Annotated in this window: 15 protein-coding genes; 4 read left to right on the top strand and 11 right to left on the bottom strand. The window is 54.2% G+C overall.

Translation table 11 applies throughout. The features are described 5' to 3' along the window. Positions 1–8 precede the first annotated feature (8 nt). The 3 genes from ETHHA_RS08660 to ETHHA_RS08670 all read right to left on the bottom strand — a co-directional run bounded on the left by ETHHA_RS08660 (position 9) and on the right by ETHHA_RS08670 (position 3,965). Positions 9–1,325 carry a nitrogenase component 1 gene (locus tag ETHHA_RS08660; protein WP_013485599.1) on the bottom strand — a complete coding sequence of 439 codons (1,317 nt, stop codon included), beginning with the start codon at positions 1,323–1,325 and terminating at the stop codon, positions 9–11. Then, the gene (locus tag ETHHA_RS08665) at positions 1,309–2,790 is read right to left on the bottom strand and encodes a nitrogenase component 1 (protein WP_013485600.1); all 1,482 of its coding nucleotides are present in this window, start codon (positions 2,788–2,790) and stop codon (positions 1,309–1,311) included. The genes ETHHA_RS08660 and ETHHA_RS08665 overlap by 17 nt, the downstream gene beginning before the upstream one ends. Positions 2,791–3,056: 266 nt before the next feature. Continuing rightward, the gene (locus ETHHA_RS08670) at positions 3,057–3,965 is read right to left on the bottom strand and encodes a PLP-dependent cysteine synthase family protein (protein ID WP_013485601.1); all 909 of its coding nucleotides are present in this window, start codon (positions 3,963–3,965) and stop codon (positions 3,057–3,059) included. A 565-nt stretch (positions 3,966–4,530) separates the two neighbouring features. Between ETHHA_RS08670 and ETHHA_RS08675 the strand changes: the two genes are divergently transcribed. Next, a complete protein-coding gene (locus ETHHA_RS08675) occupies positions 4,531–5,862 on the top strand; it encodes an O-acetylhomoserine aminocarboxypropyltransferase/cysteine synthase family protein (RefSeq protein WP_041686797.1) in 1,332 nt (443 codons plus the stop codon). Positions 5,863–5,890: 28 nt separating this feature from the next. Then, positions 5,891–7,078 (top strand): trans-sulfuration enzyme family protein, encoded by a 1,188-nt coding sequence (locus ETHHA_RS08680; RefSeq protein WP_013485603.1) that lies wholly within the window; start codon positions 5,891–5,893, stop codon positions 7,076–7,078. Between the two features lie 267 nt (positions 7,079–7,345). Here the strand turns inward: ETHHA_RS08680 and ETHHA_RS08685 are convergent, their stop codons facing one another. The 6 genes from ETHHA_RS08685 to ETHHA_RS08710 form a co-directional block, all read right to left on the bottom strand. Further along, positions 7,346–8,524 (bottom strand): pyridoxal phosphate-dependent aminotransferase, encoded by a 1,179-nt coding sequence (locus tag ETHHA_RS08685; protein ID WP_013485604.1) that lies wholly within the window; start codon positions 8,522–8,524, stop codon positions 7,346–7,348. A gap of 51 nt (positions 8,525–8,575) precedes the next feature. Next, positions 8,576–9,682 (bottom strand): iron-containing alcohol dehydrogenase family protein, encoded by a 1,107-nt coding sequence (locus tag ETHHA_RS08690; protein WP_013485605.1) that lies wholly within the window; start codon positions 9,680–9,682, stop codon positions 8,576–8,578. 63 nt (positions 9,683–9,745) lie between these two features. Then, positions 9,746–10,474 (bottom strand): methionine ABC transporter permease, encoded by a 729-nt coding sequence (locus ETHHA_RS08695; RefSeq protein WP_013485606.1) that lies wholly within the window; start codon positions 10,472–10,474, stop codon positions 9,746–9,748. Beyond that, the gene (locus tag ETHHA_RS08700) at positions 10,471–11,499 is read right to left on the bottom strand and encodes a methionine ABC transporter ATP-binding protein (RefSeq protein ID WP_013485607.1); all 1,029 of its coding nucleotides are present in this window, start codon (positions 11,497–11,499) and stop codon (positions 10,471–10,473) included. Before ETHHA_RS08700 ends, ETHHA_RS08695 begins: the two co-directional genes overlap by 4 nt. Further along, entirely contained in the window at positions 11,486–12,808 is a 1,323-nt protein-coding gene (locus ETHHA_RS08705; protein ID WP_243112254.1) for an aminotransferase class I/II-fold pyridoxal phosphate-dependent enzyme, read from the bottom strand. Before ETHHA_RS08705 ends, ETHHA_RS08700 begins: the two co-directional genes overlap by 14 nt. A gap of 18 nt (positions 12,809–12,826) precedes the next feature. Next, positions 12,827–13,666 (bottom strand): MetQ/NlpA family ABC transporter substrate-binding protein, encoded by an 840-nt coding sequence (locus ETHHA_RS08710; RefSeq protein ID WP_013485609.1) that lies wholly within the window; start codon positions 13,664–13,666, stop codon positions 12,827–12,829. Between the two features lie 508 nt (positions 13,667–14,174). On the opposite strand from ETHHA_RS08710, the gene ETHHA_RS08715 reads away from it, so the two are divergent. Both ETHHA_RS08715 and ETHHA_RS08720 read left to right on the top strand, forming a co-directional pair. After that, positions 14,175–14,396, top strand: a complete 222-nt coding sequence (locus tag ETHHA_RS08715; RefSeq protein WP_041686798.1) for a hypothetical protein — start codon at positions 14,175–14,177, stop codon at positions 14,394–14,396. A gap of 113 nt (positions 14,397–14,509) precedes the next feature. Continuing rightward, on the top strand, positions 14,510–15,358 hold the full coding sequence (locus ETHHA_RS08720) for a hypothetical protein (RefSeq protein WP_013485611.1): 849 nt from the start codon (positions 14,510–14,512) through the stop codon (positions 15,356–15,358). Between the two features lie 581 nt (positions 15,359–15,939). On the opposite strand, the gene ETHHA_RS08725 is transcribed toward ETHHA_RS08720, so the two are convergent. Then, positions 15,940–16,356, bottom strand: a complete 417-nt coding sequence (locus tag ETHHA_RS08725) for a TOBE domain-containing protein (protein WP_013485612.1) — start codon at positions 16,354–16,356, stop codon at positions 15,940–15,942. Positions 16,357–16,596: 240 nt separating this feature from the next. Continuing rightward, positions 16,597–17,355, bottom strand: a complete 759-nt coding sequence (locus tag ETHHA_RS08730) for an SDR family oxidoreductase (protein WP_013485613.1) — start codon at positions 17,353–17,355, stop codon at positions 16,597–16,599. Positions 17,356–17,555 lie beyond the last annotated feature (200 nt).

Genomic DNA, 17,555 nt, shown 5'->3' on the forward strand with positions numbered 1-17,555 from the left:
CCTCCTTTTCAACGGTAGGTATTGAGCACCCGGTCGTAAATGTCCTCGATCGCCCGCAATCCCCCCCGATACCCGGCATAGCCGCAGTTGAGGATCAAACGGTACTGGACCGGCACGCTCAAAATGAGCAGATCGGCATGCAGGTCGCTGGCCAGGTCACGATCCCAGCCGCTGCCCAGAATCAGCGCACGGGAAGAGTTCCCATCCTGCCGGATCTCCCGGGAGATCCGGCCGCCGTCCGTTTCAAACACGACCTCCGCCGACCGCCGGTCGGAAAGATGCGCAAACTGCTCCTCAATCGCTTTGCGGTGGGCGGGTGGCGTGTCGTCGATGACATACTGCCTGGCGGGCAGAATGCCCAGCTCGTTGAGCAGATATTTGGAAAAACCGATCGCATAGGATGCGTCCAGAATCGAGTAAAACCGTCTGGGCAGCCCATAGCGGAACTCCAGGATGAAATCCGCCATCCGCTCGATGTGCGTGTAAAATTTGCGCTCCTCGTCGGCGACAAATGCTTCTACCTGTTGTTTCGGCAGGCCGCCGAACGCGCCCGCAGCACGCAGGAACTCCGTGGACGCAATGCCGCCCACCGGCAGGTATGGAAAGTGGAGATACGGTGTGCCGACGGTTTCTTCCAGATGTTTGGCGACGCGCAGCCCCACCCATGCGCCCACGACGATATTGAACTGCGCATTGGGGATCTCCCGCCATTCGGACAGCCCCTCGGACTCCGGTCCGAACAGGATGTTGACGGTAAAGCCAATGCCCGTCAATATCCGCTTGAGCTCGGCCAGATTGCCCTGCCAGTAAGGGTCCTGATACGGCACGGTAGCAAATACATTGACCAGCCCCTGTTTCACCCCGCCGGGCGCGCGGTTGGGGATGGCATACTGGTCGATGATGGCGTTGACCACCACCTCATGGCTTACATAGTTGTTGCTCTTGAATCCGCCCGTCTCCGCGAACACAATGGGCAGGCCGCGTTTGCGGTAATCCTTGACCACGCTGCCCACATCGTCGCCCACGATGTCCGACGTGCACCCGGTCAGCACGACGAACAGGTCGGCGTCGATAACTTTGAACGCACCGTCCAGCACTTCGCGCAGGCGTGTTTCGCCGCCGAACACAACTTCCTTTTCGCTCGCGTTGGTGCAGGGAATGGTGCTGCCGCCCGCATAGCCTTCCCCCTGACCGATCAGCCGCTCGATCTTGTTGGCGCAGCCGGGCCCGGAATGCAGCACCGGCACCGAACGGCGGATGGCCACGACGCTCTGCTGTGCGCCCAGCGCGCAGGAAAAACGCGGCTGTTCAATACTGCCGGACATGCAATTCCCTCCCCAAAAACGCATACGGTTGCTGCTTCAGCCACCATTTTGTATATGGCATGGTGCTGTGCCTGGCCAGATTGGTGACAAATTCGGTGTTATCCAGTGTTTCGGCAATGCGCCGGGCATAATGCAGGATGCCGTCGTAACCGAAGCTGAACTGTTCGTCCCCGATGAGCAGCGTGGGGATGCCCAGCTTGGCGCCCCAAACCGTCATGCCGCCGTGCCGGGCAATCATGATGTCCGGCCGCATGCGGTTAAGCAGGTTGACCAACTCGAACGCCTGCTTGTTGCAGATGTTGTACTGCCGGACATCGCCGTAGGTCTCCACATCATGCGCCAGCACATCCGACGTGGGGCAGCCGTTGTCATAGACCGGGTCGTGGTGAAAGATGGCCGCGCCTTTTACATCCAGCCCCAGCTCACGCAGCACAGCGATGAGGGAATGCCCGTGTGCCGCGCCCGCCGTCAGGTAGGCAGTCTTGCCGGCGAATTGTTTGCGGTATGCCTCGATCTGCGGCAGGACACGTTCGTGTCCGTCACGGATCAGTTGTTCCACTTCTTGTTCCCGATGCAGAACCTTACCGAGTTCCCGCAGCCAGATGTCCGTCCCGGCCATGCCATAGGCTGGCGGCACCTTGATCTCCGGCACCCCGTACACCTGCTCCAGCGCCGCGCCCAAATAGGTGCCCAGCGTGGGGCAGATCTGGATGGTGGCGACCGCTTCCGAAATATATTCCAGATCTTTGACCGTGTTGAACGGCACGATATACTGCGCTTCATACCCCAGCCTGCTCAGGAGATCATCAAAAATATGGCTGCCCCAGAAATTGATGATATTGACCTTTTTGGATCGTTTACGCGGTGGCTTGACCAGCCGGCGGACGATGGCGTGGTAGGCCGAATCGAACCCGCTGGTCCAGATACGGGAACGAAAACCCTCGCAGAAACAGGAAATAACCGGAATGCCCAGGTCCTCGCTCAAATGGTCGGCAACACTCTCCACGTCGTCGCCGATAATGCCCGACGCGCAGGAGGTCGTGATAAAGATGGCATTGGGGTGTTCGCGCTCAAAAGCGGTGCGTACGGTATCGCGCAGCTTCTGCATCCCGCCGAAAACCGTATCCTTCTCCAGTAGGTTGGTGCTGTAATACTTGCCGATGGCGGACGGCAGGCCCCGGTTCTTCTGCTCCACGCGATAGACGAAATTAAAGCCGCTGGCATCCCCCAGGCACCCAATCGGCGCATGGTTGACCACCACCGCATCGGTAATCATGGAAAGCATGCAGAAAGCCTGCCCGGAACTGCACCCCATGCATTGGCTGAAGCTGCGGGCAGAATCCTTGAGCGTGCCCGCCTGCGCGCGGCTGACCAGCTCGCTGGCCTTGCCCTGGTAGGCCGTGATGGAACCGAGCCGCAGTTCCCGGATTTGGACAGTGGGCAGATCCAGATTGACTTTACTCATTGTGCAATACCTCCGCTTTCAGTATTCGCCATGTGATCGGGTCTTACAAACTCCATGCAGCGCCCGTTTGCGGGAAAACAAAAAGGCCGCATCCCAGACGACGCAGCCTCCGGTATTCCGGTCAGATGCATTAATATAACTATTATTATTATATTTATAATATATAGTGTACGCCAACCATTTCCGATTGTCAACCCCCAAACGGGAAGATAGCCGCCGCATCCGCGCACCATGGGGATATGGAACAGAGAACGCGCTGGGTACGCTTACAGCAAATGCTTACTGAAATACCGGTCGCCACGGTCGGGAAGCACCACCGCAATGTTTGCGCCCACATGCCGCTCCGCGATCTTCCGCGCGGCAAACAGCGCGGCGCCGGACGACGAACCGGCAAGGATACCTTCCGCTGCCGCGAGACGGCGCGCTTCCCGCACTGCATCCTCATCGTGGATCTTGATGACAGTATCCACCAATGCGGTGTCCATTGTCCCGGGCATGAATGTGTTACCGATTCCCTCGATTTCATAATGTCCCGGTTCTCCGCCCCCCATGGTGGAACCGTACGGGTCGGCCAGAACGCATTGGACGTCCGGATTGTGTTCTTTCAGGTACCGCCCCACGCCCGAAAGGGTGCCGCCGCTACCCGCGCCGGCCACAAAAAAGTCAATCGCTCCATCCAAGCCATGGTATATCTCGGGCCCCGTCGTGCGATAATGGATGTCGGGGTTGGCCGGATTGTCAAACTGCCCCAGCAAAACCGGGTCTTTGATGCTTTGCTTGAGCTCCTCCATTTTACGGAACGCGCCCTGCATGCCATCTTCTTTAGGGGTATTGACAATCTCCGCCCCAAAAGCACGCATGATGGTCTGCTTTTCTTCCGAAAATTTTTCAGGCACCACAAAGAGGATGCGATAGCCTTTGCCCAGCGCAGCCAGAGCAATGCCGATGCCGGCATTACCCGCCGTCACTTCCAAAATGGTGCTGCCGGGCTTGAGAACGCCGCGTTGTTCCGCGTCTTCAATCAGCGCCTGCCCCATTCGGTCCTTGATACTCCCGCCCGGGTTCCACAGCTCCAATTTGGCAAAAACACGCGTTTCGGGCGCGTAACCCATGTGGTGCAGCCGCACCAGCGGCGTATGGCCGATCAGTTCCCGAATCGTATTGATGTACTGCATAACCTATCTTCTCCCTTTTGGTGTTCGCGTTATTTCACATAGAAAACGGGTATTTGGTGTATCCGGGCACATCACAGGGAGCAGTTGCAGCCTAAATCATCCGCATAGGCTTTGCGGGGATAAAACCACATATGTGGCTCTTGCATGTCAAACACCTGCCAAGCCGCGTTTATTTATTATAATATATATATGAATTATATTATATGGTTTATCATATGCTGTTTTTGGAAATATGTCAATACATATCTAAAAACATATATTTTTCTGTAAATGCTTGACAAGGCAGCCAAACAGCCTATAATACATATTATATTAATCAGTTTAATAATTAAAGGTAGGGTGCATCTTTTGCGTACAGATCGTGCTTGGTGGTTGTGCTGCAAACAAGGAGCCGTGCGATGTATGACCCTTTGCTTCGGTTTCGGCGGGGCACATGCATGCGTGTGCGCTCCCTGTTCAGAAAAAATTACGTATTTTTAAGGTGACCGACTGGACAACCAGAGGCCCTGTGACAAACCGGCTGCCCACAACCGCAGGTTGTGGAAAGGAAAGGGGCTCGCGGCTTATGTCAAATCCATCTTATCGGTTCGACACGCTGAAGGTGCGGGGCGGATATGACCCCTCGGAGCACAACCAATCGGTAGCGGTGCCGATCTACCAGACGGCGGCGTTCAACCTGGGATCGCCGGAAAGGGCTTTGCGGCTTTTTTCCAACGAGGAATTCGGCCCGATCTATACCCGCGTGGGCAACCCCACGGTGGAAGCCGCAGAAAAACGGCTGGTGGAACTGCACCCTGGCGCGACCGGCGCCGTCGGGCTTTCGTCGGGGATGGCCGCCATCTCGTTCACGCTGTTTAACGTAACGGACGGCAGCGGGCGCATCCTCACCACCCCACAGCTCTACGGCGGCACCATCGACAGCTTCAAGAAGATTTATCCGCGTTTCGGCGTCGAGGTGGACCTGGTGGAAGACCCGGAAGAACCGGCATCGTTTGAAAAGGCGGTCACACCGGAAACCAAAGCCATCTATGTCGAATCCATCAGCAACCCCAAAGCCGTCGTCGCCGATCTTTCGGAGCTTGCGCGCATCGCCCACGCGCATGGCATTCCCCTCATCGTGGACAATACGTTCGCTACGCCCTACCTGCTCAATCCATTTGCATTCGGCGCGGACATCGTGGTCTATTCGGCAACGAAGCTGCTCAATGGACACGGGAACCTGATTGCGGGCTTTGTGCTCGAAAACGCCCGTTTCTGGTGGGACAGCAAACAGTTCCCTCAATTCCACGAGCAGCTCTACACCCTGCGCGACGGCAACGGCAAGGAACGCAGCTTCTTGGATACGTTTCCTTCCCTACCCTTCACCGCGCGCATCCGTCTGGTCTACCTCAACTACATCGGCGCAGCGCTGGGGCCGTTTGACGCCTATCTGTTCCTCATCGGCCTGGAAACGCTGTCGGAACGCGTCGCCAAGCAGGTCGCCACCACACAGAAGCTGGTGCAGTATCTGGAAAGCCGCGAAGATGTGGCGTGGGTCAGCTATCCGGGCACCAGCGGCTACCGCCACACGGAACGCGCGAAAAAATACCTGCCCCAAGGCGCGGGCACGGTCTTCAGCTTTGGCTGGAAAGGCAGCGAGGCGCAGACCGAGCGCTTCCTCACCGCCGTCAAGCTGTTCAGCTACCACGTGAACGTGGGCGACGCTCGCTCGCTCATCGTCAACTCCCCCAAAACCACGCACGGAGAACTCACACCGGCCCAGCAGTTACATGCGCAGATCACGCCCGACACCATCCGGATCTCGGTGGGTCTGGAAGATGCCGACGATTTGATTGCCGATCTCAAGCAGGCGTTCCACACGGCGTCTCTGCAGCCGCTGCAAACGGCCGCATCCTGAAATCCTCACGCAGAAAGAAGAATTTTGAATGGCAAATCAACAACCGGGCAATCACCTGCATCCGGAGTCCCTTTTGATCCACGGCGGCATCGACGGCGACGCACGGACCGGTGCGGTCAGCGTCCCCATCTACCAGACCTCCACCTACCGGCAGGCGGGCCTGGGCGAAAACAACGGCTATGAATATTCCCGCACCGGCAACCCCACGCGCGAAGCGCTGGAAAAACTGATTGCGGAACTGGAAGAGGGGACGGCAGGCTTCGCCTTTGCTTCCGGCATGGCCGCTATCACGGCGGTCTTGCTCCTGTTCCGCTCCGGCGACAAACTGCTGATCTCCAGCAATGTGTACGGCGGCACGTTCCGCGTGCTCGACAAAGTCTTCAAGCCGTTCGGCCTGGCATACGAGATTGTGGATACGTCGAGTCTGGGCACGGTGGAAAGCCGGATCGACCCGACCGTGAAAGCGCTGCTGATCGAAAGCCCGGCCAATCCCCTGCTGACGGTCACGGACATTGCGGCAGTCAGCGCGCTGGCCAAAAAACACCACCTGCTCACCATCGTGGACAACACGTTCATGACCCCCTATCTGCAGCGCCCGCTGACACTGGGGGCCGACATCGTTGTGCACAGCGCGACAAAATATCTGGGAGGGCACAGCGACCTGGTTGCCGGGCTGGCCGTCGTAAAAGATTCAGTGCTGGCGGAGCGGCTGGCTTTCCTGCAAAACGCCACCGGCGGCATTTTGGAGCCGTTTGACTCCTGGCTGCTCATCCGGGGCATCAAAACGCTCTCCGTCCGGCTGGACCGGCATCTGGAAAACGCCGCTTTCCTCGCCACCTTTTTGCGGGAGCACCCCGCGGTAAAAAAAGTGTATTATCCCGGCCTGCCCGACTTCCCCGGATACGATATCCAGAACGGGCAGGCGCGCGGCGCGGGGGCAATCATCTCGTTCGTTTTGGATGAGCAATACGACATCCGCGCCTTTTTCAAAAGTGTCCGCCTGATTACGCTGGGAGAAAGCCTCGGCGGCGTGGAATCGCTGGTCTGCCACCCGGCCAGCATGACCCATGCCTCCATCCCCTATGAGATACGCCGGAAAGTCGGCATCGTCGACCAGCTGATCCGGCTGTCGGTGGGGATCGAGAACAAACAGGACATCGCAGACGACCTGCAGGCTGCGTTCCGGCAGGCGCTGTCCGCCAAAACGTCCACCTGACAAAAGCCTCGCCGCTTCAAACGAATGCCCCCTGCCGCTGCCGAAAACAGGATATCGCACCCGGATTGCCAACCGGAAAGCCGTAGGCCACATCGCGAACCGATGTAGCCTACGGCTTCTTTTGGCCTGCTAGACATTTTACAGAAAACCATGCGGGAGCGAATCAAGTGAACCCGCCGAACCGCCTGATCGCCCTGTTTTTGGCGGCCGCTGTCCCGGACAGGGCCTCTTTTCCCAACAGGCCATTGCCACACAGAGCGGGGCACTTCACCATCCGCGTGCTGTTTGTGGAAGTTTATGCCGAATCGATTCCAGACGATTGAGGGCCGCCTCCAACGTCTCATTTTTTTTCGCAAAATGGAAACGAATCAAGTGCCGGATGTCTTCACGAAAAAAAGCAGATCCCGGCACAGCTGCGACCCCGACCTCCCTTGCGAGCCATTCGCAAAACCGCAAATCATCCGTGCAGCCAAACTCAGAAACATCCACCATGACATAATATGCACCCTGCGGCACCGTAAACGGCAGGTTCAGTCGCTTAAGCCCTTCAAGGAAAAGGCTTCTCTTTTCCTCGTAAATTTTCTGCAATTGTTTATAATAACCGTTTTCAAAACGAAGAGCAGTCACTGCAGCTTCCTGTAATGGGGATGCCGCACCGACAGTTAAAAAATCATGCACCTTCTTCGCCCGCTCGATGATATATGCCGGGGCGATCAGATAGCCGAGCCTCCAGCCGGTGATGGAATAAGTCTTGGACAGAGAACTGCACGATATGGTCCGTTCAAACATACCCGGCAGTGCAGCGAAATAAGTATGCCGATACGGCTCGTAAATAATGTGCTCATATACTTCGTCGGCAATGACAAAAGAGTCATATTTTTCCGCAAGCCCCGCAATCAGCCGCAACTCGTCGGGGGAAAACACCTTGCCCGTCGGGTTGGAAGGATTGCATAAAATCAGCGCCTTGGGATGCTGCGCAAACGCCGCCTCCAATTCGTTGGCGTCAAAGTGAAAATGCGGCGGCTTCAACGGGACATAAATCGGCTCCGCACCCGAGAGGATCGCATCCGCCGCATAATTCTCATAAAACGGTGAAAACACGATGACCTTATCTTGCGGATTGCACACGGTCATCATCGCCGCCATCATCGCTTCAGTGCTACCACAGGTAACGACGATTTGCGTCTCAGGGTCAATCGGGATGCCCATGAACCGCGCCTGCTTTTCCGCAAGTGCCTGGCGGAAATTTTGGGCGCCCCATGTGACTGCATATTGATGGACACTTCCTTCTGCCACCTTTTTCAATGCCGCTTTCAACTCATCTGGCGGGTCGAAATCCGGGAACCCCTGCGAAAGATTGATCGCTCCGTATTGATTGGCAACCCGTGTCATCCGGCGGATGACGGAATCGGTGAACTGCTCCGTTCTTTCACTCAAAGATGGCATATCAAAACACCTCCGGTCTTGTCTGGATTCCACTCAAACACATAAAAGAGGTCAGGATGCCTCCGCCGTTTTCAAGCTTTCGCGCCCCAACTCATCGGCCTTCAGCAGGGCTTCCGCAATAAGCGAGGCCGTGACGGTGAAATTCAGACGTGAAAACCCCCATTTTTCAATGTCGATCGTGCCTGCCGCAAAACGGATTTTAGCCGACACATCCGATTCAACACCCAACTGGCGCAATGTAACCGGCAGATGAAGTTCATTCATTTGGCAAATAAACGTGCGGATCTCGCTTTCGGGCTTGTTTTCCAGCAAGAACAGCGCAATCAGGCTGAAAACAACCTTTTCTCCATGCAGGCTTCCGTGGGTATCCTTCAGCTGAGTTAGCCCGTTGTGGATAGCATGCGCGGTCGCTGGGCAGTATCCGGTATCCTGGATGCTTCCATTCAACCCTGCGAGAAAAAGGATGGAGTCGATCACATCTGAAAAATCGGGACTGCATTTTCCGCCTGCCAGCTCATGAATGACGGGGATACTTTTGTTCTCCAGAATCTCCAGCGCGTACCGGGATGAGTCAAGCCGGAATTTCAGCGCAAAGTTCTGCGGGTCGATTTGCAATATCGGCTCATATTCATACCATTTGGCCAGCGTATCCCCAATCCCGGCCGCCAAGTAGCGAAGCGGCGCTCTCGCCAGAATATCAAGATCAACGATCACGGCATATGGAGAAGATTGCAGCTCCAGATTATCGGTCTGCCGGCCCTTCTCGTCATAAAGAATGGAAAGGGCGGACCATGCCGCGCAGGTCCCCGCAACGGTGGGAATGCAAACCACCGGCAGACGTGCGCCGTCGGCGACCGCTTTGGCCGTATCCAGGGCCCTTCCGCCTCCAACACCAACGACTACTTCATAATCTTCCGACACCGCCATGTCCGAAAACCTTTTCACTGCTTCGGCTGTGCAATACCCTGCATACACTTCCAGATGGTACGTCACGCCTGCTTCTTCCAGGCTGGTAAGGAGACGGTGCCTCGAAACATTCCATGCGGTCGCCCCACCGATGATCAACGCTTTTTCCCCGGCCGGCGCAATGATTTCACCCGCCTTATCAAGCGCGTTTTTTTCATTGATATAATAAGCGGGCATTTTCAGTTGTACCATGTTCCAACCCCCACTGTTGTATGCACAAAAATATCCTTTGAGCTAAATACACAGGAACGCCTGTTATTCCCGGCGCGCGATATACGCAAGCCGGTTCCCCCATGTTTGCAGCCCCTGCACAAAAGCGATGAGAACGACGACGGTGGTAATCATGACAAATCGGTCAAACCGCTCATAGCCATAAGAAACCGCAAGATCTCCAATTCCTCCTCCGCCAACAGTACCGGCCATCGCCGTGGCCCCGATCAGGCCAATAGTCGCGGTCGTCAGTGCCAGGATGAGAGAACCGATCGCTTCTGGAAGCAGGAAATACCGGATGATCTCAAACATTGTCGCTCCCATGGACTGCGCCGCCTCCAGAATGCCGGGGCTGACATCCAGCAACGAGTTTTCCACCAGTCGGCCGATATATGGCGCGACAAAGATCACCAGCGGAACAATGGCTGCGTTCGTACCTATAGAGGTGTGAACGATCAACCGCGTGAAAGGGATGATCGCTACCATCAAAACAATAAACGGCAGCGAACGGATGATGTTGATCACAGTGTTCAGCACCGCGTAGAGCACTTTCTTTTCGCACATGCCGCCCGGCCGCGTAAGCACCAGCAAAATGCCGACGGGAATGCCAATGAGAGCTCCCAGAAAAAGGGAGATGCCCACCATTTTCAAGGTCTCACCGATCGCCTGCAAAAACTCCTGAGACGTGATCGTCGTTTCATTTACCCCAATCAGTTCCCCGAAAGCATGGAACAACGACCCCGCAGACGATTGCACGGCCAAAAAAGCCGTCATACGCCGGTCACCTCCTGCACTTCAACCCCCTTGGTCTTGAGAAAAGCAACCGCCCGCGCGACCTGCCCATCTTCGCCGTGAAGTCGAATAATCATCGTACCCAAAGTTGTATCCTGAACCTCGTTCATGTCGGCAAACAGAATGTTCGTCTGAACGTCGTACCCTTTAATCAGTTCATTGACGATGGGAGCGGAAACATTCGCCCCCACAAAGCGCAGCTTATACAAACGCTGCCCTTTTTTAAATGAAAGACCGCGCGAAACACTTTCTGGAATGGCGGTTCGGATGACGGTCTGCACGAAACTCTGCGTTGTGGGATGCTTGGGATTTCCAAACACCTCAAGCACCGTGCCGTGCTCGATCAGTTCTCCCTTTTCCATCACGGCCACGCGGTTGCAGACTTGCTGGATGGCACTCATCTCATGCGTGATGAGTAAAATCGTGATGTTGTATTCCTGGTTGATCGTTTTGAGCAGTGCCAGTATGGATTGGGTCGTCTGGGGGTCCAGCGCGGAGGTCACTTCGTCGCAGAGTAAAATCGAGGGGTTGCTGGCCAATGCTCTGGCAATACCCACGCGCTGCTTTTGCCCGCCGGAAAGCTCCTTCGGATAGCTCTTCGCCTTGTCTGAAAGGCCGACATATTGCAGCAGCTCCGTCACCCGTTTGCGGATCCGCTCCTTGTTTTGCCTAAGCAGCACGAGCGGGATGGCCACGTTATCGAAAACCGTTCGGGTCTCCAGCAAATTGTAATGCTGAAAAATCATACCGATATATTTTCTCTGCTTCCGCAGTTCCACCGGGGTGAATGTGTCCAAGGGTTTTCCTTCTATTAACACCTGCCCGGTGGTAGGCCGCTCCAGATAGTTGATCAGGCGAATCAACGTGCTTTTGCCGGCGCCGCTGTAACCGATCACACCAAAGATGTCACCCTTTTCGACCTGTAGATTGATGCCTTTGAGTGCGTGGATTTTCTGACGCTTGCCTTCAAAAATCTTGCTGACATTTCGCAGCTCAATTTCGACCATCCGCCCTCCCCCTTCCCGCGATTGGCTCCGTCGATCCGAAAATTCCGACCTGTGCAATACGGCTAATGGCTTCAAGCAGACGTTCTTCACAATTGGTCAGGCCGATGCGGACATATTGCCTGCCCTGCCGGCCGAATCCTTCACCTGGTGCAACCGCCACATGGGCCTTTTCCAGTAACAAGTCAGAAAACGACACCGAATCGTATCCCTCCGGCACTTTCAGCCACACATAAAATGTCCCCGCAGGGGCCGCGGCATCCCAGCCAATCGCACGCAGCCCGTCCATCAACAAATCACGCCTGCGCTCGTAAGTGGAAACCAGCGCACCGACGAAATCTTGGGGCCCCAGCATAGCCACTGCGGCCGCATCCTGAACCGCTCCGAAAATAGCGCTGTATGCATGCGTATGATACTCTTTCAGAGCGCCGATCACAGAAGCGTTACCAACCGCAAAGCCAAACCGCCACCCGGCCATGTTCCATGTTTTCGATGCTGTGTAGATCTCCACGGCGTATTCCTTGCCGCCCGGCGTCTGTAGCAGGCTGAGCGGTTTGCGCCCGTCAAAGCCGAATGCCCCATATGCAAAATCGTTGACGACGAGCATGCGGTTTTGCGCGGCAAAATCTAGCGTGCGCGCAAAAAAATCCCGGGTAGCAACCGCTCCAGTTGGGTTATTGGGATAATTCAACATCAAAAGCCGGATTTTTTGCAAAACGTTCTGCGGCACCGCAGTATAATTCGGCAAAAAACCATCTTTTTCATAGACCGGAATCCTATAGTGGGATGCTCCGGCAAACACGGCGGCCGTATGATAAGCGGGATAACAAGGATCGGTTGTGAGTAAAAAATCACCGGGATTGAGCAGAACTTTTGGAATAGCCAAAATGCCTATGCAAGAGCCTTGGAAAATGGCCACCTCCGTCTGCGGATCCAGCTCCACACCATATTCCCTACGGTAAAAAGCGGCCACCGCTTCCAGTGTGGACGGTTTTCCTGTAAAAGGCTGATACCTGTGATTGTCCGGATCATCCGTTGATTCTTTGAGCCGTTGCACGATATGTCCCGGGGTCGGCAGGTCGGGGTTTCCGATGGATAAGTCGATTATGTCGATTCCATTGCTTTGATACGCCGCAACCTTGTTTTGGAGCGCGCCAAAAAACTGGAACGGAAGCCGCTTGTAAAAATTGGAAAACTCAAAATTCAAAACCGACGTCAACTCCTCAAGTGCGTTTCTGACAAGCGTTCCGGGGAAGCCCCCAAAACAACCGGGAGGATCTGTTGGCAGACACCTCGCGTGTGCTTGGGCCAAATGGCAAAAGTCTGCCGTTTACTTGTTGAAATAGCTTGGCAACCAGTACCCATCATAGATATTGTTCGACTTGATATATTTTTGGAAAGCTTCCGATTTATAACCGGCGACGATATCGTTGGCGAACTGGCTATTCTTGTTTTTGCTGTCTACAGCCACGACATTGGCATAAGGATCCGTCATCTCCTCAAGCTTCAGAGCGGTCGTGAGCTTTATTTTATTCGCAATGGCATAGTTGCCTTGGATGCAGACATAATCCGCGTCATTCAGCGCCTGCACGGCCTGTGCGCTGTCGACCGTCACGATCTTGATGTTTTTGAGGTTGGCGGTGACATCGCTCAACGAAGCTTTCAACGGGTCGATGTTGTTCTTGATTGTGATCCAGCCGACTTTTTGTAGAATGGTAATGGCGCGAAGCAGATTTGTCGGGTCGCTCGGCACAACGACCTGCGCGCCATCGCTGACTTCCGTCAGACTTTTATGCTTTTTGGAATAGAGTCCCATCGGCGGTGTGGGCACGTGAACAATACCAACCAGGTTGATGCCTTCTTTTTGGTTGATCGCATTTAAGTAGATGGTATGCTGAAACACATTGGCGTCAATTTCACCCTGCGACACGGCCATATCCGGCTGGATGCCGTCTGTAAAGGTTTTATAATGGATGGTGTAGCCTTTGGATTTCAGATACGGGGCAACACCATTTTTGAACTCGTCTTCGTATGGGCCCGGGTTAAAGCTAATGGTAAGCGTTTTCTTTTCCGAAGTGGTTTTTTGCGCGGTGGAACTGCTGCAGCCTGAAAATACCAGCGTTGCGGCCATCAGCAAAAACACTGCTACCAGCATATTTCTTTTTATCATGTAAGTCATCCTTCCCAAAACAAAACCGTTTACAAAACCAGCAAAACCGTCTTCTTTCATTACCCATATAGGATATAGCCTCCGGTTTTCCGGTCAGCAGCAAACCGTCTTATATGGAGCAGATTATCTGAAAATCTATGTTTAGAAACGCGGATGGGTGGGAGACATCCCGTTTTAATAGTGTATATTGCAAAACACCGTTGTGGAGAAGTGCGCCATTACATCGTTTCATATTAATTATAATAAAACATGTATGTTTTGTTATAATTAATATACCCCATCACCCATGAAATGTCAACCCTCGATCTAAAATATTGAACGAAACCGACGCAGACTCACGCCGGGCCAACTAAAATCAGGGGAACATCTATCTGGAAACTGAAAATCCAAACGCAAGCGGCCGATGCGGTATGCTCTTTATTCCAGTATGGTAAGCGGCTCCCTATGACCTATTTGTCGAGTCGCCCGTATAGCCCCGGATCCACCGGGGCCATACGGGCATAACCCTATGATGCAAGTAGCGTCACGCCGCGCTACTGCCATTCGCAAGTTTCACAAGGAAAAGGCGGTTCTGGAGAATATGATGAAGATTCTAAAAAACGGCGGCCATCCCCCTGCCATATGCATCCCAGGCGATACCACGGGAACATTCAGCTACGGTACGGCACTCTCTGTCAAAATAATGGGCGGCGATACGCTGTCCGAGACTGCGTTCGACACCTACGCATAAAAGCCGGACGGCCGCTTGCCTGGCTCAAAAAACTCAAAGCCTATCACATCCACCGTCCTCCCTCATAGAATGGTAGTGTAGTGAAATTACATGATACATTTAGGAGGATTTTTATGGCGGACAGCAAAGCTTCCCCCGCAAATACCAGCGGGCACAAGACCTTTAAAGAAGCTGTGTGCATAGATACCCCGCGTGTTTACGATTCCTGCAGTGACAAGGACTGCTTCGAGGACCTCCGGGTCTATTTCCCTGACGAAGCACAGGAAGCCGTAAACAATGCCGCGACCGTAAAAGGCCGCTGCGCGGAGTTGTGCCGCGTGTTTCTGGACGTGGAGCCGGTGCAGTTCAACCGGGGCTTTTATTCGGTAGACATCACATACATTTTTCGGGTTACGGTGGAGCTCTATAAAACACCGAACTGCCATTCCGGCAGTAAATCCGAAATCGTGACCGGTTTTGCCAGCTTCAACAAAAAAGTCATCCTGTTCGGCAGTGAAGGCAACATCAAGATCTTCAGCTCCGACTACGAACCGGGTGGCGACGACGACCAAAACCGTCCAACCAGCAACACGCCGCGCGCCATCTGCGAAGCAGTGGATCCGATCTTTCTGGCGGCCAAACTGGTAGACCGTGACTGCACCTCCGACAACGGTACGGACGTTCCTGAAATCTTTGCGGACAACATCGAAGGCAGCATCGGTTGTGTTTTGCCCACCCGCGTCGTGCTGGTCACGCTTGGTCTGTTCTCCATTGTCAAACTGGAACGCAACGTGCAGTTGCTGATCCCTGCTTATGACTTTTGCGTGCCGGACAAAGAATGCACGACTTCTTCTCCCGGCGACCCCTGCGAGCTGTTCCAGAGCCTGCGTTTCCCGGTGGACGAATTCTTCCCGCCCCGTTTTTCCGATATGGACGCCGACCAGCCGGACTGCAAATGCGGTAAACATGAAGGCTGCCGATAAGCCGCCCGACTTTTCCTGCAAACCCAAAGGGTCTGTCGGCCTTGAACCGGCTCAAATCTTAGCGGACAACAACAGAAGATCCCCATCACCGGATATTGCAGTGTTACATGGACTGACGCCGTATTTTAAGCGGCGTCAGTTCTGTTTTGTGGCTTCAGCGTAAGTCAACCACCGGCCAAACCCGCATAATGAAACATCGTTGGATACAGGAAAACCTCCCTTTGCCAAAGCAGACGCGGGATTACCGTCCGCATCACTACACAAAGGGAGGTTTTGTCCTGCAATACGTGCCGGGTTTATCACACTCGAATATGCAAACCAAAAGTTGAAGAGTATATAAACTCAATCCATTGCCGGAGGATAGCGCAAACGATCCGGTCACGCGGAAAAAAACATGGGCCCGTTTACGTCTTGCAAGAATACGAAGACATAAAAACAGACCGCTCTATGGCGGCCTGTCAAAGTAATGCGGTTATCGAACCATCCGTGTGCCTGGATATGCTGAGCGGCAATATGCCCTTTCAGGGTTTGTGCAAACCGCCAGCGCAACCGGTGGTTGCGATTGAGCCCCAGAACAATGTTCAGATGGCAATGATGACAGCGGTGGCCTTAATGATGGCCTTTGCTTTGACCCCGGCCGCCAGACCGAGCTCTTTAACCGCTTCCAAAGAGATCGTTGCTTCGATTTCCGTACCGCCTTCGGTCTTGATGGTGACGATGGCATTCACCGCCCCCTCCTGCACTTTGGTGACCTCGCCGGCCAGTTGGTTCCGGGCGCTCAGTTTGGCATCGCCGATTCCCACCAGAACCTCTGTCGCTTTGACCACAGCGGTAGCTTCTTTTCCGGCCGCCAGACCAAGCTCTTTGACTGCTTCGAGCGAAACGGTAGCGGTGATGATGTCATCGGCTGCTGTTTTTACATGAACAAGCGCGTTGACCGCACCTTCCTGCACCGATTCGACTGTTCCTTTGAACTGATTTCTTGCACTGATCGTCATAATAAACTCCTTCTTTCTGCCACTGTATTGGCTGACTTCTTTTTACAGATTCATCATAGCACAGGTTTTTCCATATGTAAAATTGTATAATATTATTTTAACCATAGGTATTTACATATACAGTACATCCGCCCTCGACAAGCTTTTCCCCAAACCAAGGGCATCGAGCTACCATGACAAAGGCGCCCCGCATCCGCTGCTCATTGGCCGGATGCGGGGCGCCTTATCGGTCCGCTTGTTTCAATATGCCGTCCAACCACCGTCTGCAACAATCACCGCCCCGTTGATAAAACTTGCGTCATCCGAAGCAAGGAACAGTGCGACCCGTGCAATTTCTTCGGGAGCGCCCATACGGGGATTTCCCGCAATGCCCGACATGGCCCGCTCCATTCCAAGCGCGCTGGGATTGGCAATACCCACACCGATATTGGTCTGCACACTGCCCGGGCAAATCGCATTGCAGCGGATGCCTTTGTTGGCATACATAAACCCGATGTTTTTCGACAGGCCCACCAGCGCAAATTTCGACGCGGTGTAAGCCGCTCCCGCCCTTGCGCCCTGCAAGCCGCCGATGGACGCAATGTTGATGATATTGCCCTGCCCTTGTTTCAACATCTGGCCGATCGCCTTTCGGCATAAATACAGCGGCCCGTTCAGATTGACATGCAATACGCGCTCCCAAAGCTCATCGCTGACTTCCCCGGCAGGCATCATTTCGTCCATAATGCCTGCGTTATTCACAAGAATATCCAGTTTCCCGTGATTCTGCACCACTTGGTCTAGCAGGACTTCCATTCCTTTTCTGTCGGTCACGTCGCCCTCGTACGTGCCGACGCTTCCCACCATTCCATCGGCGTCCCGGGCCAGCGTTTTTAACCCGCCCATATTGCGGTCCATTGCAATCACATGCGCGCCTTCTTTTGCGAACAGCAGCGCCATCGCTCTGCCCATGCCCGAACTTGCCCCGGTTATCACAGCCACTTTGCTATCCAGTTTCATAATGAGCGCCCCCTTCAACATCTGTTTCTTGTATTATAGTACTATTTCATTTTGCATTATTAAATATTTTTGTGTAAAACATCATGTTTTAAAAGAATGTCTTGTTTTCCGAACAAAATTGAAACCCCACACCGGTGAAAGAATTGTATCTGCTTTCAGCCTGTTGTATAATAAAACCGTTATGTCCGTTTGAAACGGGA

It is taken from the genome of Ethanoligenens harbinense YUAN-3, from assembly GCF_000178115.2.
Classification (GTDB): Bacteria; Bacillota; Clostridia; order Oscillospirales; family Ethanoligenentaceae; genus Ethanoligenens; species Ethanoligenens harbinense.

What these genes read in the sequence shown, in the direction of transcription:
- ETHHA_RS08660 (WP_013485599.1), bottom strand. Translation starts at nt 1,325, where the DNA reads ATGTCCGGCAGTATTGAACAGCCGCGTTTTTCCTGCGCGCTGGGCGCA.
- ETHHA_RS08665 (WP_013485600.1), bottom strand. Translation starts at nt 2,790, where the DNA reads ATGAGTAAAGTCAATCTGGATCTGCCCACTGTCCAAATCCGGGAACTG.
- ETHHA_RS08670 (WP_013485601.1), bottom strand. Translation starts at nt 3,965, where the DNA reads ATGCAGTACATCAATACGATTCGGGAACTGATCGGCCATACGCCGCTG.
- ETHHA_RS08675 (WP_041686797.1), top strand. Translation starts at nt 4,531, where the DNA reads ATGTCAAATCCATCTTATCGGTTCGACACGCTGAAGGTGCGGGGCGGA.
- ETHHA_RS08680 (WP_013485603.1), top strand. Translation starts at nt 5,891, where the DNA reads ATGGCAAATCAACAACCGGGCAATCACCTGCATCCGGAGTCCCTTTTG.
- ETHHA_RS08685 (WP_013485604.1), bottom strand. Translation starts at nt 8,524, where the DNA reads ATGCCATCTTTGAGTGAAAGAACGGAGCAGTTCACCGATTCCGTCATC.
- ETHHA_RS08690 (WP_013485605.1), bottom strand. Translation starts at nt 9,682, where the DNA reads ATGGTACAACTGAAAATGCCCGCTTATTATATCAATGAAAAAAACGCG.
- ETHHA_RS08695 (WP_013485606.1), bottom strand. Translation starts at nt 10,474, where the DNA reads ATGACGGCTTTTTTGGCCGTGCAATCGTCTGCGGGGTCGTTGTTCCAT.
- ETHHA_RS08700 (WP_013485607.1), bottom strand. Translation starts at nt 11,499, where the DNA reads ATGGTCGAAATTGAGCTGCGAAATGTCAGCAAGATTTTTGAAGGCAAG.
- ETHHA_RS08710 (WP_013485609.1), bottom strand. Translation starts at nt 13,666, where the DNA reads ATGATAAAAAGAAATATGCTGGTAGCAGTGTTTTTGCTGATGGCCGCA.
- ETHHA_RS08715 (WP_041686798.1), top strand. Translation starts at nt 14,175, where the DNA reads ATGATGCAAGTAGCGTCACGCCGCGCTACTGCCATTCGCAAGTTTCAC.
- ETHHA_RS08720 (WP_013485611.1), top strand. Translation starts at nt 14,510, where the DNA reads ATGGCGGACAGCAAAGCTTCCCCCGCAAATACCAGCGGGCACAAGACC.
- ETHHA_RS08725 (WP_013485612.1), bottom strand. Translation starts at nt 16,356, where the DNA reads ATGACGATCAGTGCAAGAAATCAGTTCAAAGGAACAGTCGAATCGGTG.
- ETHHA_RS08730 (WP_013485613.1), bottom strand. Translation starts at nt 17,355, where the DNA reads ATGAAACTGGATAGCAAAGTGGCTGTGATAACCGGGGCAAGTTCGGGC.